Genomic DNA, 26574 nt, shown 5'->3' on the forward strand with positions numbered 1-26574 from the left:
CGGCCCCTAGCCTGGTGCACATGACTGAAGACCCCCGCGAGAAGATCCTGGCCTTCGGCACCGCCATCTCGGAGGGCGCCGCCGACATCCCCGGCCTGGACCACTGGCGCTCGCTGCCGATCGCACAGGCGCCGTCCTGGGCGGACGAGGCCGATCACCGCGCCGCCGTCGCCGAGCTGAGCGCCCTGCCCCCGCTCGTCTTCGCGGGCGAGGTCGACCTGCTGCGCGCCCGTCTGGCCGACGTCGCCCAGGGCCGCGCGTTCCTCCTGCAGGGCGGCGACTGCGCCGAGACGTTCGCCGGGTCCACCGCCAACCGGATCAGCGCCCGGGTGAAGACCATCCTGCAGATGGCCGCGGTGCTGACCTACGGCGCCTCCATGCCGGTCGTGAAGATGGGCCGGATCGCCGGCCAGTTCGCCAAGCCGCGGTCCTCGGACACGGAGACCCGCGACGGCGTCACGCTGCCCAGCTTCCGCGGCGAGATCGTGAACGGCTACGAGTTCACCGAGCAGGCACGCCGGCACGACGCCCGACGGATGGTGCAGGCGTACCACACCTCCGCCTCCACCCTGAACCTGGTCCGCGCCTTCACCCAGGGCGGCTTCGCCGATCTGCGCAGCGTGCACCAGTGGAACCAGGGCTTCATGGCCAACCCGGCCTACGCCCAGTACGAGGAGATGGCCGCCGAGATCGACCGCGCGGTCCGCTTCATGAACGCCGCGGGCGTGGACTTCGAGGCCATGCGCCGCACCGAGTTCTACTCGGCCCACGAGGCGCTCCTGCTCGACTACGAACGTGCCCTGACCCGCGTGGACTCACGCAGCGGCGACCCCTACGCCACGAGCGCCCACTTCCTGTGGATCGGCGAGCGCACCCGCCAGGTGGACGGCGCCCACGTCGACTTCCTCTCCCGGGTCCGCAACCCGATCGGCGTGAAGCTCGGCCCGACCACCACGGTCGCGGACGCGCTCGAGCTCGCCGAGCGGCTGGACCCGGAGCGCGAGCCGGGCCGCCTGACCTTCATCACCCGCATGGGTGCGGAGCGGATCCGGGACGTGCTGCCCGGCATCGTCGAGGGCGTCCGCGACGCGGGGCTGGAGCCGGTGTGGGTCACCGACCCCATGCACGGCAACACCGTGACCGCGGCCAACGGCTACAAGACCCGCCGGTTCGAGGACGTGATGGACGAGGTCAGCGGCTTCTTCGAGGTGCACCGCGAGCTCGGCACGCACCCGGGCGGCATGCACGTCGAGCTGACCGGCGACGACGTCGCCGAGTGCCTGGGCGGCTCCGACCCGATCAACGAGGCCGACTTCGACGCCCGCTACGAGACGCTGTGCGACCCGCGGCTGAACCACCAGCAGTCCCTGGAGATGGCGTTCAAGGTCACCGAGGCCCTCTCGCACCCCGAGCGCCGCGCGCCGCGGGCCTGACCGCGCGGCCGGGCACGCCCCGGCTCAGCCGACCCAGACGTGGACCGCGGTGCCCTCCGGCAGCGCGGTCCCGGCGGCGGGGGACTGGTGCAGGACCCGGGACTCGCCCCGGGCGGAGAGCGGCAGCGGCAGGCGATGCACGCGGGCGTCCCAGCCCTCGTCCGCCAGCGTCGTGTGCGCCGTCTCCGGATCCTGCCCGGTCATGTCCGGCACCGGGCGCACGGCGCGGCCCTCGGAGAGCACCACGCGGACCGCGGTGCCCGGCGTCGCCTGCTCGCCGGGGGCCGGGTGCTGCTCGATCACGGCCCCGGCCGGCACTGCGGGATCGGTGCGGCGCTCCGCGACCTCCACGGTGAATCGGGCGTCCCGGGCCACGCCGTGGGCCTGCCGGATCACGACGCCGGTCAGGTCGGGCACCGGCACCGGCGCGGGGCCGGCGGAGACGGTGAGCTCGACGGGGGCGCCGCGCCCCGCCGGCTCCCCGGCCGCGGGTGAGCTGGCGACGACCGTGCCCTCCGTGCGGAGTTCGTCATGCCGGGCCGTGACCGCCGCGGTGAAGCCCGCGGCGGTCAGCCGTTCCTCCGCCGCCTCCCGGGCCAGCCCGTCGAGGTCGGGGACCACCGCCACACCACCGACTCCGAGGCCGCCGGAGCCCAGCGTCCAGCCCAGCAGCAGGGCGACGCCGGTGAGCAGCAGGGTCACGGCCGCGCCGATCGCCGCGGCCCGGCCGGTGCCCTGGCCGAGGTCGAGGGCGGGGCGGCGGGCCGCCCGACGCAGCCGCCGCCGGGAGCCGCGCCCCGGATGCCGGTCCGCCGGAGCGGGGTCGAGCCCGAGCGGGCCGATCGGCTCCGCCGGGCGCGCGGCGGGCCGCGGGTCGCCCCCGTGCGTCGCCGCACGGGTGTCGATGACGTCGGTCATGTCCTCGTCGAGGTCGGACTCGGCCAGGGCGGGGAGCACGCGCGTCGCGTGGTGGTCGCCGGCGTCGAGGGCCCGGGTCTCCAGGTTCCCGTCCGGGGCCGCATCCTCGAGGCCATCGGCGGCGGGGCCGGCCGGGGCCGGGTCCGCGCCCGGGCCCTCGGCGGGCTGCGCGGCGGGGCGGCGGTCCGGTGCGTCGGGGTCCAGGCCCGCCGCCACGGCCTCGATGCGGTGCAGGAGCTCGCCGGCACCGGCGGGCCGGTCGGCCGGGTCCGGCTCGGTGCACCACAGCACGAGGTCGTCGAGGTCCTCGGGGAGCCCGGGGTGCAGCGTGGACGGCACGGGGACCCGCTCGTGGACGTGCCGGTAGGCGACCTGCAGCGCGGTCGCCGCGGTGTACGGCTGGCGGCCCGTGAGCAGCTCGAACAGGATGATGCCCACGGCGTACACGTCGGAACGGGCGTCGGCGGGCGCCCCGGCGATGTGCTCGGGGGCGAGATAGGCGGGTGTGCCCACGACGGCCTGCCCGGCCATGGTGTGGGCCGTGGCGGCGCGGGACAGGCCGAAGTCCGCGACCGTCACCCGGCCGTCGTCGCGGACGAGCACGTTCTCGGGCTTCACGTCCCGGTGCACCAGTCCGGCGCCGTGCGCGGCGGCCAGGCCGTCGACGAGCGGACGCAGGAATCGCAGCGCCTCCCGGGGCGAGAGCGGTGCACGGTCCCGGATGACGGTGCGCAGCGTGCGGCCGGGCACGTGCTCCATCACGAGGTAGGCCAGCACGTCGCCGTCCTCGGCCTCGGTGTGGCCCTGGTCCAGGACCGCGACGACGTGCGGATGGGACAGCCGCGCCGTCGTCTTGGCCTCCTGCTCGAACCGGCCGACGAGGACGGGGTCCTCCGCCAGGTGCGGGTGCATGACCTTGAGCGCCACCTGGCGGTCGAGACGCTCGTCCACGGCCAGGTAGACGGTGGACATGCCGCCCCGGGCCAGCCGCTCGACGACCCGGTAGCGGCCGTCGACGATGCCCCCCACGAGGGGGTCGCGGCGTGCGCTGCTCATCGTCCCAGGGTAGGACAGGCGGCGGACCCCTCGGGGCGGTCCGCCGCCGGCGGATCAGAACATCGCCATCGCGGCGCGCACCTTGGCCACGTAGTCCCGTGCCTCCGGGTTCAGGCCGCTGTCCAGCACCCCGCCGAGGCCCTGGTAGTAGGCCCCGATGCCCTCATCGAGGGTGGGGGTGCGGTCCTGCACGTACTTGATGAACGCGACGCCGGCCACCGCGTTGTCGTGGGGGTCCAGCAGGTTCAGCTCGCGGCCCACCAGCTCCGAGGCGAACTCGCCCGTGATCGGGATGACCTGCATCGCCCCCACGGCGTTGCCGGGGGAGACCGAGGCCATGCGGAAGCGGGACTCGGTGTACGCGTGGCCCAGGGCCAGGCGAGGGTCCACGCCCATCCGCTCGGCGGTCTCGCGGACGATCTGCTGCATCTGCTCGGGGGTGGGCTGCGGGACGGAGCGCAGCAGGCGCAGGTTCTCGTTCGCCGAGGCCGTCACGTGCGGCGCGTAGGTGCGCCCGAGGAAGGTGTCGCCGACCGCCTGGACGGCCGAGACCGGCTCCACCTCGAGGGTGCCGTCGGAGATCACGAGCACGTCGCCGGGGTGCAGCGTCGAGGCCCGCGTCAGGCCGTTGAGCTCGCGCAGACGGGGGATGGAGACCTCGAACCGCTGGGAGATCCCCCAGAGGGAGTCGCCGGAGACCACGGTGTACCGGACCGTCCCGCCGGCCGCCGTCGGGGTCGTCGACGCCGGCGCGGTGGCGGGGGTCGTGGTCGGGGCGGGCGACGCGGGGGCCTTCGGTGCGGCGGCCGTGCGCTGCGTGGTCAGGACCATGCCCGGGTGGAGCATGCTCGACGCGCTCATGCCGTTGAGCCGCTGCAGCTGCGCGGCGGAGACGCCGGTGCGGCGGGCGATGACCCACCACCCGTCGTTCGGCTGCACCGTGTAGGTCCCCGCGGCCGGGGCCGGGGCCGCCGCGCCGGTCAGGCGGAGCTCGTCACCCGGGTAGAGCACGGTCTCCAGGCCCAGGCCGTTGAACCGCAGCAGGTCGGCGACGGAGACGCCGCGGGCGGCCGAGATCCGGGTGAGGGAGTCGCCCGGGCGCACGGTGTGCACCGCCGCCTCCTGGGCGTGGGCCTGGGCGGGCAGACCGGTGAGCAGCAGCAGGGGCACCGCGCCGCCGGTCAGGACGGAGCGCAGGCAGCGGGAGCGGACGGGGGTGTGGGGCACGGCAGACCTCGGCATCGGATCGGATGGATGGAACACGACGGGGAAGTGACGGGTGGGACCCGTGGCCCCCGCGGTCGACCGACGACGTCGGCGCCCGGCCATGGAGCCTCGGCGATGTTATCGGAATGTGATCTTCGTGACCATACTGAGATCTATGCCGTCCGGGGCGCGATGGGCCGGGCCCGTCGGCGGCCACGTAGGCTGGCGCCTGTGAGCACCACTTCCTCCGACACCCCGGTCCCCGCTGACGCGATCCCCGCCGAGCTCGACGCCCTCGTGGGCGAGTGGCTCTCCGTGCCCGACGTGGCGGAGCACCTCGACCAGCGCGTGACCCGCGTCCACAACCTCGTGCATGATCGCCGCCTGCTGGCCGTGCGTCGTCCCGAGCCCGCGGTGCGGTCCGTGCCGGCCCTGTTCCTCACCGAGACCGGCGTGCTCGACTCCCTGCAGGGCACGCTCGTGCTGCTGGCCGACGCCGGCTTCTCCGACGAGGAGGCCCTCCGTTGGCTGTTCACCGAGGACGAGTCGTTGCCCGGCCGGCCCATCGACGCACTCCGGGACGGCCGGAAGACCGAGATCCGGCGTCGCGCCCAGGCCCTGGCCTGGTGAGCCGGCCCCGCGGGCGGCCTTAGCCCGCGGGGTCCGTGCCGCTCAGTGGCGGCGCGACGTGTAGGCGTCGATCAGCTGCGTGAGCTCGGCGCTGACGTCCTCGGGGACGCCGTGCGCGAGCAGGCCCGCCACGGCCCCGGCCGCCTCGTGCGAGAGCGCCGCGACCCGCTCTTCGACGGCCCGGCGCGCGCCGCACGCCTCGAGGACGCCCTGCCAGTGGGCCACCCGGTCCGCACCGAGGTCCGGGTCGCCGAGGTCCGCGTCGAGCGCGGCGGCCTCGTCCGGGGCGAGCAGCTCGACGGCGCGGGCGATGAGCACGGTCTGCTTGCCCTCCCGCAGGTCGTCGCCCGCGGGCTTGCCCGTGGTCGCCGGGTCGCCGAACACGCCGAGCAGGTCGTCCCGGTACTGGAAGGCCATGCCGAACGGCAGCGACACCCGGGCGAACGCGGTCACCAGCCCGTCGTCCGCCCCCGCCAGCAGCCCCCCGAGGGCGAGCGGGTGCACCGCCGAATAGCGCGCCGACTTGTGCTCCACCACCGCCTCGGCGGCCGCCTCGGCCTCGCGGGCGTCGCGCGCCGCCGGGGCCATCTCGGCCACCACGTCGAGGTACTGACCCGCCATCACGCCGAAGCGCATCCGCTCGAGCTCGACCCGCGCCCGGTCCTCCCGGGGCGTGCCGGCGAGCACGCGCGCGAAGGCCGTCTCGCTCATCCCCAGCGCGACGTCGCCGGCGAGGATCGCGGCGGAGACGCCGAAGTGCTCCGCGGCGTGCCGCCAGCCCGCCTCCCGGTGGAGGGACTCGAAGCGGCGGTGCACGCTGGGCATCCCGCGGCGGGTGTCCGAGCGGTCCAGGATGTCGTCGTGGATCAGCGCCGCGGCCTGGAACAGCTCGAACGCCGCCCCCGCCTCGGCGATGCGGGGGTCCTCCGCCTCGCCACCGGCCGCCCGCCAGCCGAGCCAGGCCAGGACGGCGCGCAGGCGCTTGCCGCCCGCGGTCAGGTCCGCGATCGCGTCCACGAGGGGCGCGGTCAGCGGGTGGACGTCCCGGGCGAGGTCCCGGTGCTCCGCCAGCAGGCGGTCGAGGGCGTCGGCGACGGCGGCGCGGAAGCGGTCCTGGTCGGCGGGACGGGGGCGGGGGACGGCGACGTCGGCGGGCATGGCCCCACCCTAGCCGCGCCGCGCGACGGATCGCCGGTCCCGGATAGGCTCGGTCCATGTCCGAGACCGCGCCCGCTGCACCCCGCGATGAGGCGACGATCCTCCACGTGGACATGGACGCGTTCTTCCTGTCCGTCGAGCTGCGCGAACGGCCCGACCTCGAGGGGCGTCCCGCCGCCGTCGCCGCCCCGAGCGGCCGGTCCGTGGTGCTCTCCGCCTCGTACGCGGCGCGGGCCTACGGGGTCCGCTCGGCGATGCCCCTGGCGCACGCCCGCGCCCTGTGCCCGCCCCTCGTGGTCATCCCGCCGCGCCAGCAGCTCTACCGGGCCGTCTCCGCCGAGGTGATGGCCGTGCTCGCGGACGTGACCCCCGTGATGGAGCAGCTCAGCGTGGACGAGGCGTTCCTCGACGTCGCCGGCGCGCGCCGTCGGCTCGGCCCGCCCGAGCACATCGGCCACCTGATCCGGGAGCGCGTCCGCTCCGCGCTGGGGCTGCCGTGCACCGTGGGCGGCTCGGCCGTGAAGTTCGTGGCCAAGACGGCGTCCACCGCGGCCAAGCCCGACGGCCTGCTGATCGTGCCGCCGGAGCGCACCCTGGACTTCCTCCATCCGCTGCCCGTGGGCCGGCTGTGGGGCGTGGGCCCCAAGGCGGCCGAGCGGCTCGCCCGGCGGGGGGTGGCGACCATCGGCGACCTCGCCCGGGTGGACCCCGCGCGACTGGAGGCGTCGTTCGGGGCCGCCGGCCGGGAGTGGGCGTCGCTCGCCCGGGGCATCGACCCGCGTCCCGTCGCCCCGCGCCCGGCGGCCCGCAGCATCGGTGCGGACCACACCTTCGACGTCGACCCCGTCGACGTCGCGGGCGTCGACCCGGAGGTCCTGCGCCTGTGCCACCGGGTCGCGGCCCGGCTGCGTGCGGAGCAGGCCACCGCCGGCGCGGTCACAGTCCGCCTCAAGGCGCCGGACGGGTCGGTCCGCAGCCGCACCGCCCGCCTCGCCCGGCCGACCGCCACGGGCCACGACCTCCTCGGCCCGGCGCGGCGACTCGTCCGCGAGCTGCACGCCGAACGGCCGCATCCGGTCCGGCTCGTGGGCGTGCGCGCCGAGCGCCTCGGGGACGAGGCCGATCAGCCCCCGGCCCAGGAGGCGCTCTTCGGCGGTCCCGCCTGGGGGACGGAGGGCGAGGCGTCGGAGGCGGGCGACTGGGCCGGTGCCGAGGCCGCCCTGGACGCCGTCGCCCGGCGCTTCCCGACGGCGGCCGTGCGGCCGGCGTCGCTGCTGGGTCGCCGCGAGGCCCGCGCCGACGCCCGCCGGGACGCGCCGCGGCCGGGCCCCGGAGGCCCGGACCGGGAGTGAGGGGTTCCGGGGCCGGCGACGTCGCCACCTGGCTAGGGTGGGGCGGCAGGTCCTATCCTGGAGGGCAAGTCGGACGCGCGGGCGTCCCCTCCCGGTCCCGGAGGTGTCGGAGGCCGCGTTCGAAGGAGTCGCCATGCCCCTCTCAGAGCATGAGCAGCGGATGCTGGACCAGCTGGAGCAGCAGCTGCGCACCGAGGACCCCCGGCTGGCCACCCAGATGGCGGACACGGGGCGGCATCGGCTGCCCGTGGGTCGCGTCGTGGCCGGGGCCGTCCTCGCCGTGGTCGGGCTGCTCGTCGTGGTCCTCGGGGTCGCCAACCACGCGATCCTCCTGGGCGTGCTCGGCGTCGTCGTCATCGGGGCCGGCATCTTCCTGCTGACCACGCGGCCGCGCGCTGTCGCCTCCGGGGCCTCGGGCCCGGAGGCCCGCCGGTCGGGCGCACCGCGACGGCAGGGAGGCGGCGACTTCATGGGCCGCCTCGAGCGGCGCTGGGACGAGCGGCGCGCCGGAGGCGACTGAGCGCCTGGCCCGCCGGGCCCCCACTATCCTCCACTCCAGGCCCCGATCCGCTCCGGATCGGGGCCTTTCCGCTGCCCGAGGCTCCGTCGTCGCCGCGGCCCTCCACCGGGGCCCACCGGTCCTCCACGTCCCTCCACGGCGACGCCGGCCCCGGGACCCGCGGGATGGCGCGCCGGACTCGGGGGGCCTCGACACGCCCGTGGCGCCGGGACCCGCGTCCGGGGTTGATGGTGGAGGGAAGTGGGGTAATGTGGAGGGAAGGAGAGAGCATGGGTCCCGACCTTGGTCGGGAGGGACCGCTTGACGAGCCAGGGGGTCTGCCGTGTTCTTGGGCACGTACACCCCCCGGCTCGACGAGAAGTCCCGGCTGATCCTCCCCGCCAAGTTCCGCGAGGAGCTGGCGGAGGGGCTGGTCCTGACCCGGGGTCAGGAGCGCTGCATCTACGTGTTCAGCGCTCGTGAGTTCGAGCGGGTCCACGAGCAGATGAGGTCGGCTCCACTGTCCTCCCGCCAGGCCCGTGACTACATCCGCGTCTTCCTCTCGGGGGCGTCGGACGAGGTCCCGGACAAGCAGGGTCGGGTGACCGTGCCGGCGCCGCTGCGACAGTACGCGGGGCTGGACCGGGACGTGACCGTGATCGGCGCGGGGACGCGAGTGGAGATCTGGGACTCGGAGTCCTGGAACACCTACCTCGCCGAGCAGGAAGCCGCCTTCTCCGAGACCGACGAGGACGTCCTGCCCGGCGTCTTCTGACCATGACCACCCGACCTCGAGCGAGACCTCCAGCCGACGCCGCCGCACCTGACCCGTCTTCCCCTGGGCCAGGCGCGGCGGCGGACGGATGGGGATCCCGCCCGAGGTCCGCCAGGACCGCGATGTGAGCAGGAGGTCGAGAGTGGACGCAGGCCAGCCGCGCCCCGAGGACCGCCACCTGCCCGTGATGCGGGACCGCGTCGTCGACCTCCTCGCCCCCGCCGTCCAGGCCGCGCTCGAGGCCGGCCGTACGCCCGTCGCCGTCGACGGCACGCTGGGCATGGGCGGGCACACCGAGGCCCTGCTGACCCGGTTCCCCCACCTGCGCGTCATCGGCATCGACCGCGACGTCCACGCCCAGGCCATGGCCGTCGAGCGCCTCGGCCCCCTCGCCGAGCGCCTGATCCCCTTCCACGGCACCTACGACCGGGTGCCCGAGGCCATGGCCGCCGCGGGCGTCACGAAGGTCGACGCCGCGCTCTACGACCTCGGTGTGTCCTCCTACCAGCTGGACGACCGGGAGCGCGGCTTCGCCTACTCCTACGACGCTCCGCTGGACATGCGCATGGACGACACCGCCGAGCGCTCCGCCGCGACGCTCGTGGCGGAGCTGGACGAGCAGGAGCTGCGCCGCATCATCCGTCGCGACGGCGAGGAGCGCTTCGCCGGCCCCATCGCACGGGCCATCGTCCGGGCCCGCGACGAGGCCCCCATCGAGACCACCGGCCGCCTCGTCGAGGTGATCCGCTCGGCCGTCCCCGTCGCCGCGGGTGCCACCGGCGGGCACCCGGCCAAGCGCACCTTCCAGGCCCTGCGCATCGCCGTGAACGAGGAGCTCGACATCCTCGACGCCGCCGTGCCCGCCATCCTCGACGCCCTCCACGTGGGCGGGCGCCTCGTGGTGATGAGCTACCACTCCCTCGAAGACCGCATCACGAAGCGGCACCTGAGCGCGTGGGCCACGTCCACGGCGCCCCCGGGGTTCCCAGTGGTGCTGGAGGAGCACGAACCCGTGGTGCGGGTGCTCACCCGCGGCACCGAGAAGCCCACCGAAGAAGAAATCTCCGAGAACCGTCGCGCCTCCTCCGCGAGAGTGCGTGCGGTTGAGAAGATCAGGACGTCCAGGACCACGGCATGACGCTGCACGAGGAGATGAGCATGGCCGCACACGCACGGATCGCAGAGTCGCTGCGCCCCGGGTCGACCCCCGTCGCCCCTGCGCGGCCGACTCCGCAGGAGCGCACGCCGCTCTCGGTGGTGCCCGCCCCGCTGCCCCGATCCCGCTCCGGGGTGACCGTGCTGTGCGTCCTCGTGGTGCTCGCCGCGCTCGCGGCGGTGCTCGTCATGAACATCACGATGTCCAACCGGCAGTACGCCCTCCTGGACCTGCGCCAGGAGCAGCAGGCCGTCACCGAGACCAATGAGCGGCTGGCCGAACAGGTGGGCCACCTCGAGGCGCCGCAGAACCTGGCCGCGCGCGCCGACGCCCTCGGGATGGTCGCCCCCGCCGGCACCGCCTCCGTGGACGCGGGCACGGGCCAGTTCAGCGGCGAGGCCCAGGCGGCCCAGGACGGCGACATCTCCGCCACCTACGTCGCGCCGCCGGCGGACGCGGACGCGGTCCGCCAGGGGACGGCCGGCGACGGCCAGGACGAGATCGAGGGACCGCGCACCCTCGGCGGCGAGGACGCCTCCGCCGCCCCCGACCAGGACGCCGCCGACCGTTGATCGACCGTCCCGCCTCGCACCTTCCCCGCGGCGGATCGACGGTCGGGCCCGCTCCCGGGCACCCCGCCGTGCGCACCCGCATCCTTCTCCTGCTCGTCTTCGTCCTGCTCGGCGGGCTCGCACTGCGGCTCGTCTACGTGCAGGGCATCGACCCCACGGGGCAGGCCGCGGCGGCCATGGACCAGCGCCTGACCCACCAGGAGACCCTGCCGCAGCGCGGGTCCATCCTGGACCGCGACGGCGACGTGCTGGCCGCCAGCGTGCGCCGCTACGACATCGTCGTGGACCAGCGCCTCGTCAAGGACTTCAACGAATGGGACCGCGAGGCCCGGGAGACCGTGCTGGTGGACGTGGACTCCCGCCTGGCCAGCCTGGCCGAGGTGCTCGGCATGTCGGAGGAGGAGGTGCGCGAGGCCACCATCGGCTCCCGCCCGTACGCCGTGGTGCGTCGCTCCGTGACCCCGGAGGTGCGGGATGCGGCCATGGCCCTCAACGTGCCGGGCCTGCTCTCCGAGGCGGTGGACCGCCGCACCTACCCGAACGGGTCGGTCGCCGGCAGCATCATCGGCTTCATGGGTGGCGACGGCACCGCCCTCGAGGGCCTCGAGCTCAGCCAGGACGACGTCATGACCGGCACCCCGGGCACCCGCACGTTCGAGGTGGGCGCAGACGGCATCCGCATCCCCAACGCCCCGCTCGAGGAGGTTCCGGCCGTGGACGGCGCCGACCTGCGCCTGACCGTGGACAAGGACGCCCAGTGGTTCGCGCAGGAGACCCTCGGCGCCCTCGCCGCCGAGTACGAGGCGGAGTGGGCGAACGCCGTCGTGATGGACGTGAAGACGGGCGACGTGATCGTCATGGCGGACTCCACCACGGTGGACCCCGCCGACCCCGACGCCACCGAGGGGAACTTCCGCACCTCCACCGTGATGAGCACGCCGTACGAGCCGGGCTCCACGGGCAAGGCGCTGCCGATCGCGGCCGCCGTCGACGCCGGGAAGGTCACCGCCACGGACGGCTTCACCGTCCCCGGCAGCCAGGACTTCGACGGGCAGACCATCCGGGACTTCTCCCCGCACCCGACGTTCGACATGACCGTGGCAGGCATCTACGCGCGCTCCTACAACACGGGCACGGTGCAGATCGCCGAGAAGATCACGGACGAGCAGCGCTACGAGTACATGCGCTCCTTCGGGGTCGGCCAGCCCATCGACCTCGGCCTGCCGCAGCAGGCGGGCAGCGTCCTCGTCCCGCCCGAACAGTGGGACGGCCGCCAGCGCCTGACCACGGCCTTCGGCCAGGGCTACACCCAGACCACCCTGCACACCGCCCAGATGTACCAGGCCCTCGCCAACGGCGGCGTGCTGATCCCGGCCCGGCTGATCGACGCCACGGTGGACGGCGACGGCGCGGAGAAGCGCTGGGAGTCGTCCGCGGAGCCCCACCGCGTGGTCTCCGAGGAGACGGCGGCGCAGATGCTCCGCATGATGGAGACCGTCGTGACGCAGGGCACCAGCAAGGCCGCCGCGATCCCCGGGTATCGCGTGGGCGGCAAGTCCTCCACCGCCGAGGCCGCGAGCGACACCGGCACGTACGACGGCTACAACCTCGGCTTCACCGCCGTCGCCCCGCTCGACGACCCCCGCTTCGTGGTGTCCGTGTCCATGCATCGGCCGCCGTCGAAGCAGGGCTCCCGAGACGTGTCCGTCGCGGCCGCCACGATCATGGAGTACATGCTCCGCCAGGCGGACGTGCCCGCCACCGGAGCCGAGCCGAACGACTACCGCGTCTTCGTGGACGATCCGCAGGACCGGCCGTGGTGACCCACGCCTCCGGCCCCGAGCACCCCAGGAGCACCCCCATGACCACTCCGAGCGACCCCCCTGCGCCGCTGACCCCGGCCCAGCAGGACGCCGCCTTCCGGCCCTCCCACACCCCCGCCGCGGCCTGGCCCGCCCTCGCACAGGCGCTGGCCGAGGCGGGGATCGCGGCCCACGTCCACGGCGCGGCCCCGGCCGACGGCGTCACGGGGGTCAGCCTCGACTCGCGTGTCGTGCGCCCGGGCGACCTCTACGTCGCCGTTCCGGGGGCGCGCGCCCACGGCGCGGCGTTCGCGGCCACGGCGCTGGAGGCCGGCGCCGTCGGCGTCCTGACGGACGCGGCGGGCCGCGCGCTCCTGGCGGAGCAGGGCCTGGCCGACGTCCCGGTGCTCGAGGTCGACGCCGTGCGCACCGCCGCCGGCACCGTGGCGGCCCGCGTCTACGGCGGCGGGGGCGACACCGGCCCGCGCCTGCTCGGCGTGACCGGCACCAACGGCAAGACCACCACGAGCTTCCTCGCCGCCGCCCTGCTCGAGGCCCTGGGGCGCCGGTCGGGCATCGTGGGCACGATCCTGATCCGCGCGGGGGAGCGGGAGGTCCCCTCCACGCTCACCACGCCCGAGGCCACCCAGCTGCACGCCCTCATGGCGCTCATGCGCGAGGAGGAGGTGGACACCGCCGTCATGGAGGTCTCCTCCCACGCCGTGGCGTACCAGCGGATCGCCGGCCTGCGCTACGCGGTGGCCGGGTTCACCAACCTGACCCAGGACCACCTGGACATGCACGGCTCGATGCAGGAGTACTTCGCGGCCAAGGCCGGTCTGTTCGACCCCGCTCGCACCGACCACGCCGTCATCACGCTCGACGGCGGCGAGGGGCCCCGCTGGGGCGTCGCCATGGCCCGGGCCGCCGGCGCTCCCGTCACCACGCTCGCCCTCGGGCCGGCCGCGCCGACGCCGGGCGCCCTGGCCGAACACGACCCCGGCCTCCGGGCGGACTGGGAGGTCGCCGAGCTCGCGCCGGACGGCCTCGGCCACCGCTTCACGCTGCGCCACGCGGCCACGGGCCGGGAGCTGCGGGCCTCCGTCGGTCTGCCGGGCCGCTTCAACGTGGCCAACGCGGCCCTCGCGGTTCTGCTCGTGCTGCACGCCGTGGGGGAGGAGCACCTGGACGCGCTCGCCGCGGTCCTGGACGTGCCCGCGGGGGAGGGCCCTCTGGCTGCCGCCGTCCCGGGGCGGATGGAGGTCGTGGGCCGCGAGCCGGACGCCGTCGTCGACTTCGCGCACAACCCGGACGGCATGGTCCAGGCGCTGCGCTCCCTCGCCGACGCCCGGGCGGCGGCCGGGACGCGCGGCCGCACCCTGATCGTGTTCGGCTCCGCCGGCGACCGTGACCGTGACAAGCGGCCCGTGATGGGCGCGATCGCGGCCCGGGCGGCGGATGTGCTGATCGTCACCGACGACACCCCCCACTCGGAGGACCCGGCCCCGATCCGCGCCCACATCCTCGCCGGCGCCCGCGCCGCGGCCGACCGCATCGCGCGGGAGGAGGGCCGCACGGTCGTGATCGAGGAGGTGGCCGACCGTGCCACGGCCATCCGCCGCGCCGTGGAGCTGGCGGGGCCGCAGGACGGCATCCTCCTGGCCGGCCGCGGGCACGAGACCACGATGGACTACGACGGCGAGCTCGTCCCGCTGGACGACCGGGTGGCCCTGCGCGAGGCCCTGGCCGCCCGTGTCGCGGCGGCCTCCGCCTCGGGCTCCGGCCCCGCCCGCGAGGGTAAGGTCATCGAGTCATGATCGCTCTCACCGCAGCCCAGATCGCCGAGGCCGTGTCCGGCACGCTCTCGGCCACCCTCGACCCCGCCACCGTGCTGGTGCACGTCACCCCCGACTCGCGGGAGGTCACCGCCGAGGGCACGCTCTACGTGGCGAAGCCGGGGGAGCGCGCCGACGGCCACGACTTCATCGACGCCGCGCTGGGTGCCGGCGCCGCCGCCGTGCTCGCCGAGCGCGCCACGCACGCCCCCGACGGCGCCGCGCACCCGGCGATCATCGTCGAGGACGCCGTGCTCGCGATGGGCGCGCTCGCCCGGGAGGTCGTGCGCCGCGTCCGGGGGCACTCCCCGACCACCGTCATCGGCATCACCGGCTCGGCCGGCAAGACCACCACCAAGGACCTGCTCGCTGCCCTGCTGGCCACCCAGGGCCCCACCGTCGCACCGGTCGGCTCGTACAACGGCGAGGTCGGCGTGCCGCTCACGGTGTTCCGGGCGGAGCTGGACACGCGCTTCCTCGTGGTCGAGATGGGCGCGGACCACGTCGGCAACATCGCGTACCTCTGCGACATCGTGCGCCCGGACATCGGCGTCGTGCTCATGGTGGGCACCGCCCATGCGGGCAGCTTCGGCGGCGTGGCGAACATCGCGCGCACCAAGGGCGAGCTCGTGGAGGCCCTCGGCCCCGAGGGCGTCGCCGTCCTCAACCTCGACGACGAGCGTGTCGCCGGCATGGCGGCACGGACCGCCGCCCCGATCACCTGGTTCACCGCGGACGAGCGGGGCGTCGCCCGCGCGGCCGAGGACGTGGCCGCCGGCCGCGCGTCGGGACTCGTCGCCGCACGGGACGTGCGAGCCGACGACCAGGAGCGCCCCGTCTTCGACCTGCAGGTCGGGACGGATGAGGCCGCCGTGCGGCATCCGGTCGCCTCCGGACTGACCGGCCTGCACCACGTGCACAACGTGCTGGCCGCCGCCGCGGCCGCCCACGCCGCCGGCATGGACCCGGCCGAGATCGCCCGTGGTCTCGACGGGCTCGGGCCCGCCAGCCGCTTCCGGATGGAGCGCACCGACCGCGCGGACGGCGTCACGATCATCAACGACGCGTACAACGCCAACCCCGAGTCCATGCGCGCCGCGCTGCGGACGCTGGCCACCCTCGGCCGCTCCAGCGGCCGCCGCACCTGGGCCGTCCTGGGGGAGATGCTCGAGCTCGGCGATGCCCGCGTCCGTGAGCACACCCTCGTGGGCGAGTCCGTGGTGCGCCTGAACATCGCCCAGCTGCTGGTGGTGGGCGCCGGAGCCCGGCCGCTCTACATCGGCGCCCTCAACGAGGGCAGCTGGGGCGAGGAGGCGCACTTCGTCGACGACGCCGCGCAGGCCGAGGCGTTCCTCGCCGAGCACCTGCGCCCCGGCGACCTCGTCCTCGTCAAGTCCTCCAACGGCGTCGGGCTCGCGGCCCTCGGCGAGCGCCTCGCCACGGCCGACGCCGTCGCCGCCCCCTCCGCCTCCCCGAAGGAGTCCCGACCGTGATCGGACTGCTCATCGGCGGCGTGCTCGGCCTGGTCCTCTCGGCCGTCGGCACCCCGCTGTTCATCAGGTTCCTCGTCAAGCGCGGATACGGCCAGTTCGTCCGCGACGACGGCCCGACCACCCACAAGACCAAGCGCGGCACGCCCACGATGGGCGGCGCGGTCATCATCGGCTCCATGGTGCTGGCGTACCTGATCACCCACGGGCTGCTCGCGGTGTTCGGCGTCGACTTCGGCGGGCCCACGGCCTCCGGCCTGATCCTGCTGCTGCTCACGGTGGGCATGGCCTTCGTCGGTTTCGTGGACGACTTCACGAAGATCACGAAGCAGCGCTCGCTCGGCCTGACGCCGCGCGGCAAGATCATCCTCCAGGCCCTGATCGGCACCGCCTTCGCGGTCCTCGCCCTGAACTTCCCGGACGAGCGGGGCCTGACCCCCGCCTCGACGGCGATCTCCTTCGCCCGGGACATCCCGTGGCTCGACCTGGCCTTCGCCGGACCCGCGATCGGCGTCATCCTGTTCGTGATCTGGTCGAACCTCATCACCACCGCCACCACGAACGCCGTGAACCTCACGGACGGCCTCGACGGGCTCGCCACGGGCGCCACCGCCATGATCACGGGCGCCTACGTCCTGATATCGCTCTTCCAGTCGAGCCAGTCCTGCGCGCTCGAGGGCACCCGCGGCTGCTACGAGGTCCGCGACCCCATGGACCTCGCCCTGCTCGCGGCGATCCTCACGGGCAGCCTGCTGGGCTTCCTCTGGTGGAACACCTCCCCGGCCAAGATCTTCATGGGGGACACCGGCTCCCTGGGCCTGGGCGGCGCCCTGGCCGGCTTCGCGATCTTCACGCGCACCGAGATCCTGGTGGCCGTGCTGGCCGGCCTCATGGTCGCGATCACCCTCTCCGTCATCATCCAGGTGGGCTGGTTCAAGGTCTCCGGCGGCAAGCGCGTGTTCCTCATGGCGCCGCTGCAGCACCACTTCGAGCTCAAGGGCTGGGCCGAGGTGACCGTCGTGGTCCGCTTCTGGCTGCTGTCCCTGATGTGCGTCACCGTGGGGCTCGCGATCTTCTACGGCGACTGGCTCATCCGCCAGGGCGGCCTCGCGGGGGTGACCCCGTGACCGGCCCCGCGTCCGACGCCGCGCCCGCACCGGTGCGCCGGCCCCGCGCCGACACCGCCCGCACCGCCGACCTCACGTCCTGGGACGCTCCGGGGTGGGCCGGCCTGCGTGTCGTCGTCACGGGCCTGGGCCTCACCGGCTTCTCCGTGGCCGACACCCTGGCCGAGCTGGGCGCCGCCGTCGTGGTGGTGGAAGGCGATGACGGGCCGGAGAACCGGGCGCGCGCCGAGACCCTGCGGATCGTGGGGGTCCGCGAGGTCCTGCTGGACCGGGCGGCCACGCAGGCGCTGCCCGAGGTCGACGGCGCCGCCGCGGACCTCGTCGTGACCTCCCCGGGCTGGCGGCCGGACCAGCCGCTGCTGATGGCCGCCCACGCGGCGGGCCTGCCGATCTGGTCCGACGTCGAACTCGCCTGGCGGCTGCGCGAGCGCGCCGGCCGGAAGACCGCCGACTGGGTGTGCCTGACGGGCACGAACGGCAAGACGACGACCGTGACGATGGTCGAGGCCATCCTGCGGGCCGACGGGCGCCGGGCGGTGGCCTGCGGCAACGTCGGCACCCCCGTGCTCGACGCGATCCGCGACCCGCAGGGCTTCGACGTGCTCGCCCTCGAGCTCTCCAGCTTCCAGCTGCACTGGACGCACGGCCTGGCCCCGGCGTCGTCTGCGGTGCTGAACCTGGCCGAGGACCACGTGGACTGGCACGGCTCGATGGAGGAGTACGCCGCCGCCAAGGGCAAGGTGTATGCGAACACGCGGGTGGCCTGCGTGTTCAACGAGCAGGACCCGCTGACCCGCACCCTCGTGGAGCGCGCGGACGTCCAGGAGGGCTGCCGCGCGATCGGCTTCACCACGGACACCCCGGGCCTGTCCGACATCGGCGTCGTGGACGGGATCCTCGTGGACCGTGCGTTCCTGGACAACCGGCGCCACGAGGCGATCGCCCTGGCCGAGCGCGCCGACCTGGGCCCGGTGGCGCCGCGCCACACCGTGGCCAACGCGGCCGCCGCGGCGGCGCTGACCCGGGCCGTCGGGGTGAGCCCCGCGGCCGTGGCCGAGGGCCTGCGCTCCTACGACCGCGGAGAGCACCGCATCCAGCTCGTGGCCACCTCACGCGACGTCATGTGGGTCAACGACTCCAAGGCGACGAACCCCCACGCCGCGGACGCGTCGCTGGCGGCGTTCAGCTCCGTGGTGTGGCTGGCCGGCGGCCTGCCCAAGGGCGTGACCTATCACGAGCTGGTGGCCGCGCACGCCCACCGGCTCCGCGCGGTGGTGCTCCTGGGCCGGGACACCTCCGCCCTGCGCGCGGCCCTGGCCGCGCACGCCCCCGAGGTCCCCGTCCACGCCCCCCTCGCCGCGGCCGACGGCACCGGCCCCGCCGACGGTGCGGCCGTGATGGCCGAGGCGGTGCGTGTGGCCGACGGCCTGGCCCGCCCCGGCGACATCGTGCTCATGGCGCCCGCCGCAGCGTCGATGGATCAGTTCCGCTCCTACGCGGCCCGCGGCGACGCGTTCATCGAGGCCGTTGCCGGGCTGATGCGCGAGCACGGCTGGGACGTGCACGACGACGCCGCGCCCGACGCCGACTGACCCGCCGCCACCCGACCGTCTCGCTTCCCCCGTGAGGAGGGCCATGTCCCCGATCGAGCTCCGCCCGGTCCGCCCCCGCGCGGCCGACGACGCCCCCGAGCACCGGGAGCGGATCCTGCGCCGGATGTGGCGGGTCCTCGAGGGCCGCCGCGCCCTCGACCTGTCGGTCCTGCTCATCAGCGGCTGCACCGCCCTGCTCACCGTGCTGGGGCTCGTGATGGTGCTCTCTTCGTCCTCCGTCGAGGCGATCGGCACCGGCGGCGGCTCGTACGCGCTGTTCCTGCGCCAGAGCGCCTGGGCGGTGGCGGGCGTGGCGGCCCTGCTCGTGTTCTCGCGCCTGCCGGTGCGCGTCCTCAAGGCGCTCGCCTGGCCGGCGTTCGGCGTGGCCGTGATCCTGCTCGCGCTGGTCGCGTTCTCCCCGCTCGGCGTCACCGTGGGCGGCAATCGCAACTGGCTGGGCATCGGCGGGTTCCGGATGCAGCCCTCCGAGGCCGCCAAGCTCGCCCTGGCCCTGTGGGCGGCGGCGGTCCTGGAGCGCAAGCACCGCCTCGTCACCCAGGTGCGGCACGCGCTGATCCCGGTGCTGCCCGGCGGCCTGTTGCTGCTGGTCCTGGTGATGGCGGGCAGCGACCTCGGGACCGCGATCATCCTCGCGATCGTGCTGGCCACGGTGCTGTACGTGGCCGGCACCCATTGGGGGGTCTTCCTCACCTTCCTGGCGCTGAGCGTGCTGGGCATCCTGGCCCTGACCCTCCTCGCCCCGCACCGCATGGTCCGGGTGCAGGCCTGGATGGGGGACTGCTCGGACGCCACCGACCCCTGCTTCCAGCCGGCGCACGGGATGTACGCCCTGGCCTCCGGCGGCTGGTGGGGCGCGGGCCTCGGCCAGTCCCGACAGAAGTGGAGCTACATCCCGGAGGCCGAGAACGACTTCATCTTCACCATCCTCGGCGAGGAGCTCGGGCTCGTGGGCACGCTGGTGGTGCTGCTGGCCTACCTCGGCCTGGCGATCGGCATCTACCGCGTCGCCGCCGGGACCACGTCCACGTTCATCCGCCTGTCCACGTGGGGGATCCTGGCCTGGCTGGTGGGCCAGGCGGCCGTCAACATCGCGATGGTCTCCGGGGTCATCCCCGTGGTGGGCGTCCCGCTGCCCTTCATCTCCTATGGTGGTTCCGCGCTCACCCTGTCCTTGAGCGCGGTCGGCATCGTGCTGGCCTTCGCCCGCCACGAGCGCCGCCGTGCCGCCCAGCCGGACGCCCGCCCCCAGGCGGACGAGCCGGACACCGACCCCCTCCCCGTGATCCCCACCCCCGCCCTCCAGGAGCCCCGATGACGCAGACCTCTCATCCCTCCGGACCCCTGCGGGTGGTGCTGGCCGGCGGCGGCACCGCCGGCCACATCTCCCCGATGCTCGCCATCGCCCGCGCCCTGGAGGGCGACGGCGGCGGTCCCGTCGAGTGCACCATGGTCGGCACCGCCTCCGGCATGGAGACGCGTCTCGTCCCCGAGGCGGGCTACGAGCTCGACCTGATCGACCGGGTCCCGATGCCGCGCCGCCCGTCGATGGACGTCGTCCGCTTCCCGGCCCGCATGCGCGCCGCGGTCGCCACGGCGGCCCGGATCCTGCGGGACCGGCGCGCCGACGTCGTCGTGGGCGTGGGCGGCTACGTCGCGACCCCCGTCTACCTCGCCGCGTTCCGTGCCGGTGTGCCCGTGGTGGTCCACGAGGCCAACGCCCGCCCCGGCCTGGCCAACCGCATCGGCGCCCTGCGGGCCACGCACGTCGGCACCGCCCTGCCGGACACCCGCCTCCGCGGCGCCCGCTGGGTGGGCATGCCGATGCGCCCCGAGATCTCCGGTCTGGACCGGGCGGCCGCCCGCCGTGCCGCCCGTGAGGCCCTCGGCCTCGACCCGGACCGGACCACCGTCGTGGTGACCGGCGGCAGCTCGGGTGCGCTGGCCGTGAACCGCACCGTGCGCGCCGCGCTGGGCGACCTCCTGGACGCCGGTCTGCAGGTGTTCCACCTGACCGGTCGGGACAAGGCCCTCACCGAGGACGACGGCAGCCTGCTGGTCCGGGACGGCTACGTCCAGCGGGAGTACCTGGCGGGCATGGAGCAGGCCTACGCCGCCGCCGACCTGATCGTCGCCCGCTCGGGCGCCGGCACGGTCTGCGAGGTGTCCGCGGTCGGCCTGCCCGCCGTCTACGTCCCCCTGCCCATCGGCAACGGCGAGCAGGCGCTCAACGCCCGCCCCGTGGTGGAGGCGGAGGGAGCGCTGCTCGTCCGCGACGACGCCTTCGGGCGCGCGTGGGTGCAGCGTCAGCTGATCCCGCTGGCGACCGACCCTGAGCGTCTCGCGCGCATGGGGGAGGCGGCCGCCCGCTTCGGCGTCCGGGACGCGGACGTCACCATGGCCGGCCTCGTGCGCTCGGCCGCCCAGGAAGGAGCCCGGCGATGAGCCGAGACGAGAGCACCCGTCCCGCGGCCGAGGGCCGCTTCGCCGACCTGGGCCGCGTGCACCTGCTGGGGATCGGCGGCGTCGGCGTGTCGGGGGTCGCCCGCATCCTCCAGGAGCAGGGCGTCGCGGTGTCCGGCTCCGACGCGAAGGACCTGCCCGTGATGCGCGAGCTCGCCGCGGGCGGTGCCCGGATCACGGTCGGCTACGATGCCGCGCATCTCGGCCGGGACGTCACCACGGTGATCGCCTCCTCGATCGCCGGGCCGGGCAACCCGGAGCACGACGCCGCCGTGGCGCGCGGACTGCGCGTGCTGCACCGTTCCGAGGGCCTCGCCCTGGCCATGCGCGGCCACCGGGTGCTGGCCGTCGCCGGCACGCACGGGAAGACCACCACGTCCTCCATGGCCGCCATGGCCTTCTCCGACGCCGGCTGGGACCCCACGTTCGCGGTCGGCGCCGCCGTCGCCGGGCTCGGCACCAACGCCCGGGCGGGCCGGGGCGAGTGGTTCATCGCGGAGGCCGACGAGTCCGACGGCACCCTGGTGAACTACCCGAGCACGATCGGGATCGTCACGACCGTGGAGGCCGACCACCTGGACCACTACGGGACCGAGGAGGCGGTGCACCAGGTCTTCCGGGACTTCGCGGGCGGGCTGCCGGCCGCCGCCCAGGGCGGGGTCCTCGTGGCCTGCCTCGACGACGCCGGCGCGGCGGACCTGGCCGCCTGGGCACGGGAGCACGCGGCCGCCGACGTCGTGACCTACGGCTCGGCGCCCCGTGACGGCGTGGCGCCGGACCTGCTGGTCACCGACCTCGCGGTGGAGCCGGGCGAGACCGGAGTGGGCCAGCGCGCCACGTTCCGGATGGCGGGCGGCCCGGAGCGCACCCTGCATCTGCAGGTGCCCGGCCGGCACAACGCGCTGAACGCCGCCGCTGTGGTCCTGGCCGCCGTCCGGGCGGGCATGGCCTTCGAGGCCGCCGTGCGGGGCGTGGAGGCCTTCCGGGGCACGGCCCGCCGCTTCGAGTTCCGCGGCGCCGCGCGCGGCGTGCGGGTCTTCGACGACTACGCGCACCATCCCACGGAGGTGGCCGCCGCGGTCTCCGCCGGCCGTGCCGTGGCCGGCGACGCCCGCGTGCACGTCCTGTTCCAGCCCCACCTGTTCTCCCGCACCCGGGACTTCGCCGCCGAGTTCGCCGCCGCCCTCTCCGGGGCGGACGCGGTGCGCGTGCTGCCCGTGTACGCGGCTCGGGAGGAGCCGATGCCCGGCGTCGACTCGTCCCTCATCGCCTCCCGCCTCACGACGGGCGCCGCCGAAGACCGCGTCGTCGCTGAGGACCGGGCCGAGGCGGTGCGCTCGCTCGCGGCGGGCGCCACGGCCGGCGACGTCGTCCTGACGATGGGCGCGGGGGACGTCACCGCCTTGGGTGCGGACCTGCTGGCCGAGCTCGGTCGGGACGCGGCGCCCGGCGTCGCCCACCCGTGAGGCTCGGCCGCGGGACGCCGCCGGTCGCACCAGCCGGGGCCGACGCCTCCACCGTGGTCCGATTCCCGGGCCGCACCGCGCGCCGGCGCCGCGCCACCCGCTGGGGTGTGGCGGCCGCGGTGCTCGCGGTGCTGGGCGCCCTGGGCTCGGTCGTGTTCTTCTCGCCCGTGCTCGCGGTGGACCGCGTCGAGGTCACCGGCACCCGCCACGTCTCCGCCACCGACGTCCAGGAGCGCCTGGAGCCCGTGTACGGCGTGCCGCTGTCCCGCGTCGGCGCCGGCCGCGTGCGCGAGCTGGTCGGCGGTCTGCCCGGGGTGGCCGAGGTCCAGACCGTGCCCCGCCTGCCCACCGGCCTGGAGGTCGTGGTCCGGGAGCACGAGGCGCGGGCCCGGCGGGACGGCGACGACGGCGTGCAGCTGCTGCTCGCGGACGGCACCGTCCTGACGGGAGTGCCGGAGGAGCGGCTCGAGGGGGAGGACCTCCCCGCGTTCTCGGAGGAGCTGGCGCACCGGGCGCAGGAGGAGCGCGCCGAGGTGGCCGAGGTGCTGGCCGCGCTGCCGGAGTCCGTGGCCGATCGTGTCGAGACCGCGGACTCTCGGGGCCCGGGCCAGGTCCGTCTGGCGCTCGAGGGCGGGGTGACCCTGGTCTGGGGCGACGCGCAGGACGCCGGTCTCAAGGGGTCCGTGGCCGAGGCGTTCCTGGCGGACGAGCGGCACGGATCCGCGGCGGGCGGCGTCGCCGAGATCGACGTCTCCGTGCCCACGCGGCCGATCACGCGCTGAACCGGGGCCACAGGAGTCTCCAGTAGAACGTGAAGGTGAAGGTCGGGGCGCGGGACCTCGTGCGAGTCGGGGGGTCCTCACCGCGGCTGCTGGTCCTTCGAGTCTCACGTGAAAGTTGATGTTGAGGCCGTCTTTTCCGCGTGGACACGCCGTTTTCTTTTGCACGTGACGCGGGCCTCCCAGTACGGTGGACCCGAACGCGCGCGAGGCTCGCTTCACGCTGTGCTTGAAGGTGTCCACCCCGGGTGGCCGCCGATCACCGGGGCGATGTGCCTCGCGCTGACCTCTCGAGATCTCGAACAAAGGGAACCAACACCGTGGCTGCACCCCAGAACTACCTGGCCGTCATCAAGGTCGTCGGCATCGGCGGCGGCGGCGTGAACGCCGTGAACCGCATGATCGAGGTGGGGCTCCGCGGCGTGGAGTTCATCGCCATCAACACGGACGCCCAGGCGCTGCTGATGTCGGACGCGGACGTGAAGCTGGACGTGGGCCGCGAGCTCACCCGTGGACTCGGCGCGGGCGCGAACCCCGAGGTCGGCCGCCAGGCCGCCGAGGACCACGCGGAGGAGATCGAGGAGGTCCTGCGGGGCGCGGACATGGTGTTCGTGACCGCGGGCGAGGGCGGCGGCACCGGCACCGGCGGAGCGCCCGTCGTGGCCCGCATCGCGCGCTCGCTCGGCGCCCTGACCATCGGCGTCGTGACCCGTCCGTTCACGTTCGAGGGCCGCCGTCGCGCCGGCTCCGCCGAGGCGGGCATCGACGCCCTGCGGGACGAGGTCGACACCCTCATCGTGATCCCGAACGACCGCCTGCTGTCCATCTCGGACCGCAACGTCTCGGTCATGGACGCCTTCCGTCAGGCGGACCAGGTGCTCCTCTCCGGCGTCCAGGGCATCACCGACCTGATCACCACCCCGGGCCTGATCAACCTCGACTTCGCGGACGTGAAGTCCGTGATGCAGGGCGCGGGCTCCGCGCTCATGGGCATCGGCCACGCGCAGGGCGAGGACCGCGCCGTCAAGGCGGCCGAGCTGGCGATCGCCTCGCCGCTGCTCGAGGCCTCCATCGACGGCGCGTACGGCGTGCTGCTCTCCATCCAGGGCGGCTCCGACCTCGGCCTCTTCGAGATCAACGAGGCCGCGCGACTGGTCCAGGAGGTCGCCCACCCGGAGGCCAACATCATCTTCGGCGCGGTCATCGACGACGCCCTCGGCGACGAGGTGCGCGTGACCGTGATCGCCGCGGGCTTCGACAAGGTGGACGTCACCTCCGCCCCGGCCGCCCCGCAGGCCGCGCAGCAGCAGCAGGCGGCCCCGCAGCGGGCCGCGGCCCCCGCGCAGCCGCAGCCCGTCCCCGCCCAGCCGCAGCCGGCCGCCCCGGCCCCGCCGCAGCAGGCCGAGCGCCCCGCCGTGCGCGGCACCGTGCCGCTGGCCCCGCAGGAGCAGCAGCCGCGCCGCCAGCAGGACCTGCCCACCGTGGTGGAGCCGGACCTCGGCGCCGGGTCCTCGGACCTGGACGTCCCGGACTTCCTCAAGTGACGGCCGCGGAGGGGCCGGCCGGGACCACACGGGTCCCCGCCGGCCCCTTCGTGCACCGCGAGACCGTCCGCACCGCGACGGGCGCCGTGCACGTCGCCTGGACCTCCGTGGCCGCCGGCAACCTCGCGCTGCACGTGGTCCCGCCGGACGAGGCCGAGGGGCTCGCTCGCGTCAGCGCCGCCCGTCGCGCCCTGGAGCGCGTGATGGGGGTCCCCGAGGGCGCCACGCTCTATCTGGACCAGGTGCACTCGGCCGACGTCGTGTGGGCGGACGGGCCCGGGCGCGGCGGTGCCCCGGCCCCCGTGGCCGACGCCGCCGTGAGCCGCGACGGGTCCCGGCCGCTGGCCGTCATGGTGGCCGACTGCCTCCCCGTGGTCCTCGTCGACGAGACGACCGGCGCGACCGCCGTGGCCCACGCCGGGCGACGCGGGCTGCTGGAGGGCGTCCTGGAGGCGACCGTCGATCGGCTGCTCTCCCTGCGTCCGGAGGCCGACCGGGCCGGTCCCGGCCTGCGCGCCTGGATCGGCCCCGGCGTGTGCGGCCGCTGCTACGAGGTGCCCGCGGCCATGCGCGACGACGCCGCCGCCCGCCTCCCGGCGACCGCCGCCACCACGTCCTGGGGCACCCCCGCCCTCGACCTGCCCGCCGGCGCCGCGGAGGTCCTCCGTGCCCGCGGGGTGGCCGCCGCGACGATCGACGTGTGCACGCGGGAGGACGAGCGCCTGTTCTCGCACCGTCGGGCGCCCGGTGAGGGCCGGTTCGCCGGCCTCGTCTGGCGCGCCGACCCCGACGCCACCACCCCGAGAGGAGACGCATGACCGCCCCCGCCACCGCCGGGCCGACCCCGACGGACCCCCGCGCCCGGGAGATCGCCGACGCGCTCGCCGCGGTGCACTCCCGCATCGCCGACGCCGCGCGGGACGCCGGGCGCGAGGCGGAGCCCGCGCTCGTCGTCGTGACCAAGACCCACCCCGCCGAGGACGTCGTGCGCCTCACCGCGCTCGGCGTGACCGACGTGGGGGAGAACCGCGACCAGGAGGCCCGGCCCAAGGCCGAGGCCGTCGCTGCGGCCCTGGGGGCGGACGCCCCGCGCTGGCACTTCGTGGGCCAGCTGCAGACCAACAAGGCCAAGTACGTGGTGCGCTACGCGTCCGTGGTGGAGTCGGTGGACCGACCCGAACTGGCCGAGGCGCTCTCGCGGGCGCTCGTGCTGCGGCGCGAGCGCGAGCCCGAGGCCGCGATCCCCGACCTGGAGTGCCTCGTGCAGGTGGATGTCGACGACCGCGCCGACGAGGACCGTCCCGAGGGGATCGGCCCGCGCGGCGGCGCCCGCCCCGAGGACGTCCCCGCCCTCGCGGCCGTCGTCGCCGGCCTGCCGGGCCTGCGGCTGGGCGGGCTGATGTGCGTGGCACCGCGCGGCCTGGACCCGGAGGACGCGTTCCGCCGGCTCGCCGCTCTCGGCGGGCGCGTGCGGCAGACGCATCCGGAGGCCACCGCGCTGTCCATGGGGATGAGCGCGGACCTCGAGGCGGCCGTGCGCGCAGGGGCGACACAGGTGCGCATCGGCTCCGACGTTCTGGGGGCCCGGGACGCGGTGGGCTAACGTTGACCCCGCGCGTCCCGGCGGGACGCGACAGGACCGTGCGGACGCATGCGCACCGACGACGAACGACGGCGGCCCCCGGGGCCGGAGGACGTGGTGA

At 75.2% G+C, this 26574-nt stretch carries 22 protein-coding genes; 19 read left to right on the top strand and 3 right to left on the bottom strand.

Features of this window, described 5'->3' with window-relative positions:
• Positions 1-20: 20 nt before the first annotated feature.
• Entirely contained in the window at positions 21-1433 is a 1413-nt protein-coding gene (locus ACZ1IK_RS04850) for a class II 3-deoxy-7-phosphoheptulonate synthase (protein ID WP_036316682.1), read from the top strand.
• 24 nt (positions 1434-1457) lie between these two features.
• Here ACZ1IK_RS04850 and pknB read toward each other — a convergent pair whose 3' ends face one another.
• On the bottom strand, positions 1458-3407 hold the full coding sequence (gene pknB, locus ACZ1IK_RS04855) for a Stk1 family PASTA domain-containing Ser/Thr kinase (protein WP_465098368.1): 1950 nt from the start codon (positions 3405-3407) through the stop codon (positions 1458-1460).
• Between the two features lie 54 nt (positions 3408-3461).
• Positions 3462-4634, bottom strand: coding sequence for a LysM peptidoglycan-binding domain-containing protein (locus tag ACZ1IK_RS04860; RefSeq protein WP_063189735.1), 1173 nt, complete (start codon positions 4632-4634; stop codon positions 3462-3464).
• A gap of 210 nt (positions 4635-4844) precedes the next feature.
• Here ACZ1IK_RS04860 and ACZ1IK_RS04865 point away from each other — a divergent pair, with 210 nt between their 5' ends.
• On the top strand, positions 4845-5243 hold the full coding sequence (locus tag ACZ1IK_RS04865; RefSeq protein ID WP_044659490.1) for an Rv2175c family DNA-binding protein: 399 nt from the start codon (positions 4845-4847) through the stop codon (positions 5241-5243).
• A 42-nt stretch (positions 5244-5285) separates the two neighbouring features.
• On the opposite strand, the gene ACZ1IK_RS04870 is transcribed toward ACZ1IK_RS04865, so the two are convergent.
• Entirely contained in the window at positions 5286-6401 is a 1116-nt protein-coding gene (locus ACZ1IK_RS04870; protein ID WP_063189733.1) for a polyprenyl synthetase family protein, read from the bottom strand.
• Positions 6402-6457: 56 nt separating this feature from the next.
• On the opposite strand from ACZ1IK_RS04870, the gene dinB reads away from it, so the two are divergent.
• The 17 genes from dinB (at position 6458) to ACZ1IK_RS04955 (ending at position 26474) form a co-directional block, all read left to right on the top strand.
• Positions 6458-7753 (top strand): DNA polymerase IV, encoded by a 1296-nt coding sequence (dinB, locus tag ACZ1IK_RS04875; RefSeq protein WP_063189731.1) that lies wholly within the window; start codon positions 6458-6460, stop codon positions 7751-7753.
• Positions 7754-7886: 133 nt separating this feature from the next.
• Positions 7887-8273: a DUF3040 domain-containing protein gene (locus ACZ1IK_RS04880; RefSeq protein WP_012750919.1), complete on the top strand. Its 387-nt coding sequence runs from the start codon at positions 7887-7889 to the stop codon at positions 8271-8273.
• Positions 8274-8595: 322 nt separating this feature from the next.
• Positions 8596-9027 carry a division/cell wall cluster transcriptional repressor MraZ gene (gene mraZ / locus ACZ1IK_RS04885; RefSeq protein ID WP_002854575.1) on the top strand — a complete coding sequence of 144 codons (432 nt, stop codon included), beginning with the start codon at positions 8596-8598 and terminating at the stop codon, positions 9025-9027.
• Positions 9028-9169: 142 nt separating this feature from the next.
• Positions 9170-10165, top strand: coding sequence for a 16S rRNA (cytosine(1402)-N(4))-methyltransferase RsmH (gene rsmH, locus ACZ1IK_RS04890; protein ID WP_036314148.1), 996 nt, complete (start codon positions 9170-9172; stop codon positions 10163-10165).
• A 20-nt stretch (positions 10166-10185) separates the two neighbouring features.
• Entirely contained in the window at positions 10186-10755 is a 570-nt protein-coding gene (gene ftsL / locus ACZ1IK_RS04895; protein WP_230297511.1) for a cell division protein FtsL, read from the top strand.
• 68 nt (positions 10756-10823) lie between these two features.
• On the top strand, positions 10824-12578 hold the full coding sequence (locus tag ACZ1IK_RS04900) for a peptidoglycan D,D-transpeptidase FtsI family protein (RefSeq protein ID WP_230594441.1): 1755 nt from the start codon (positions 10824-10826) through the stop codon (positions 12576-12578).
• A 38-nt stretch (positions 12579-12616) separates the two neighbouring features.
• Positions 12617-14374, top strand: a complete 1758-nt coding sequence (locus ACZ1IK_RS04905; protein WP_465098369.1) for a Mur ligase family protein — start codon at positions 12617-12619, stop codon at positions 14372-14374.
• Positions 14371-15885: a UDP-N-acetylmuramoyl-tripeptide--D-alanyl-D-alanine ligase gene (locus ACZ1IK_RS04910; protein ID WP_063189728.1), complete on the top strand. Its 1515-nt coding sequence runs from the start codon at positions 14371-14373 to the stop codon at positions 15883-15885. Before ACZ1IK_RS04905 ends, ACZ1IK_RS04910 begins: the two co-directional genes overlap by 4 nt.
• Positions 15882-17009: a phospho-N-acetylmuramoyl-pentapeptide-transferase gene (mraY, locus tag ACZ1IK_RS04915; protein ID WP_036314159.1), complete on the top strand. Its 1128-nt coding sequence runs from the start codon at positions 15882-15884 to the stop codon at positions 17007-17009. The genes ACZ1IK_RS04910 and mraY overlap by 4 nt, the downstream gene beginning before the upstream one ends.
• Entirely contained in the window at positions 17006-18601 is a 1596-nt protein-coding gene (murD, locus tag ACZ1IK_RS04920) for a UDP-N-acetylmuramoyl-L-alanine--D-glutamate ligase (RefSeq protein ID WP_063189725.1), read from the top strand. Before mraY ends, murD begins: the two co-directional genes overlap by 4 nt.
• Positions 18602-18644: 43 nt before the next feature.
• Positions 18645-19937, top strand: a complete 1293-nt coding sequence (ftsW, locus tag ACZ1IK_RS04925; RefSeq protein ID WP_070709560.1) for a putative lipid II flippase FtsW — start codon at positions 18645-18647, stop codon at positions 19935-19937.
• Complete coding sequence (gene murG, locus ACZ1IK_RS04930) at positions 19934-21064, top strand: undecaprenyldiphospho-muramoylpentapeptide beta-N-acetylglucosaminyltransferase (protein WP_010078501.1); 1131 nt, start codon at positions 19934-19936, stop codon at positions 21062-21064. The genes ftsW and murG overlap by 4 nt, the downstream gene beginning before the upstream one ends.
• Complete coding sequence (gene murC / locus ACZ1IK_RS04935) at positions 21061-22548, top strand: UDP-N-acetylmuramate--L-alanine ligase (protein ID WP_036314167.1); 1488 nt, start codon at positions 21061-21063, stop codon at positions 22546-22548. Before murG ends, murC begins: the two co-directional genes overlap by 4 nt.
• Positions 22549-22601: 53 nt before the next feature.
• Positions 22602-23330: a cell division protein FtsQ/DivIB gene (locus ACZ1IK_RS04940; protein ID WP_465098370.1), complete on the top strand. Its 729-nt coding sequence runs from the start codon at positions 22602-22604 to the stop codon at positions 23328-23330.
• 317 nt (positions 23331-23647) lie between these two features.
• Positions 23648-24871: a cell division protein FtsZ gene (gene ftsZ, locus ACZ1IK_RS04945; RefSeq protein ID WP_049146932.1), complete on the top strand. Its 1224-nt coding sequence runs from the start codon at positions 23648-23650 to the stop codon at positions 24869-24871.
• Positions 24868-25689: a purine nucleoside phosphorylase YfiH/LACC1 family protein gene (locus ACZ1IK_RS04950; protein ID WP_060974345.1), complete on the top strand. Its 822-nt coding sequence runs from the start codon at positions 24868-24870 to the stop codon at positions 25687-25689. Before ftsZ ends, ACZ1IK_RS04950 begins: the two co-directional genes overlap by 4 nt.
• Positions 25686-26474 (top strand): YggS family pyridoxal phosphate-dependent enzyme, encoded by a 789-nt coding sequence (locus tag ACZ1IK_RS04955; RefSeq protein WP_256748603.1) that lies wholly within the window; start codon positions 25686-25688, stop codon positions 26472-26474. The genes ACZ1IK_RS04950 and ACZ1IK_RS04955 overlap by 4 nt, the downstream gene beginning before the upstream one ends.
• Positions 26475-26574: the final 100 nt, after the last annotated feature.

The organism is Micrococcus sp. CS26, from assembly GCF_055522295.1.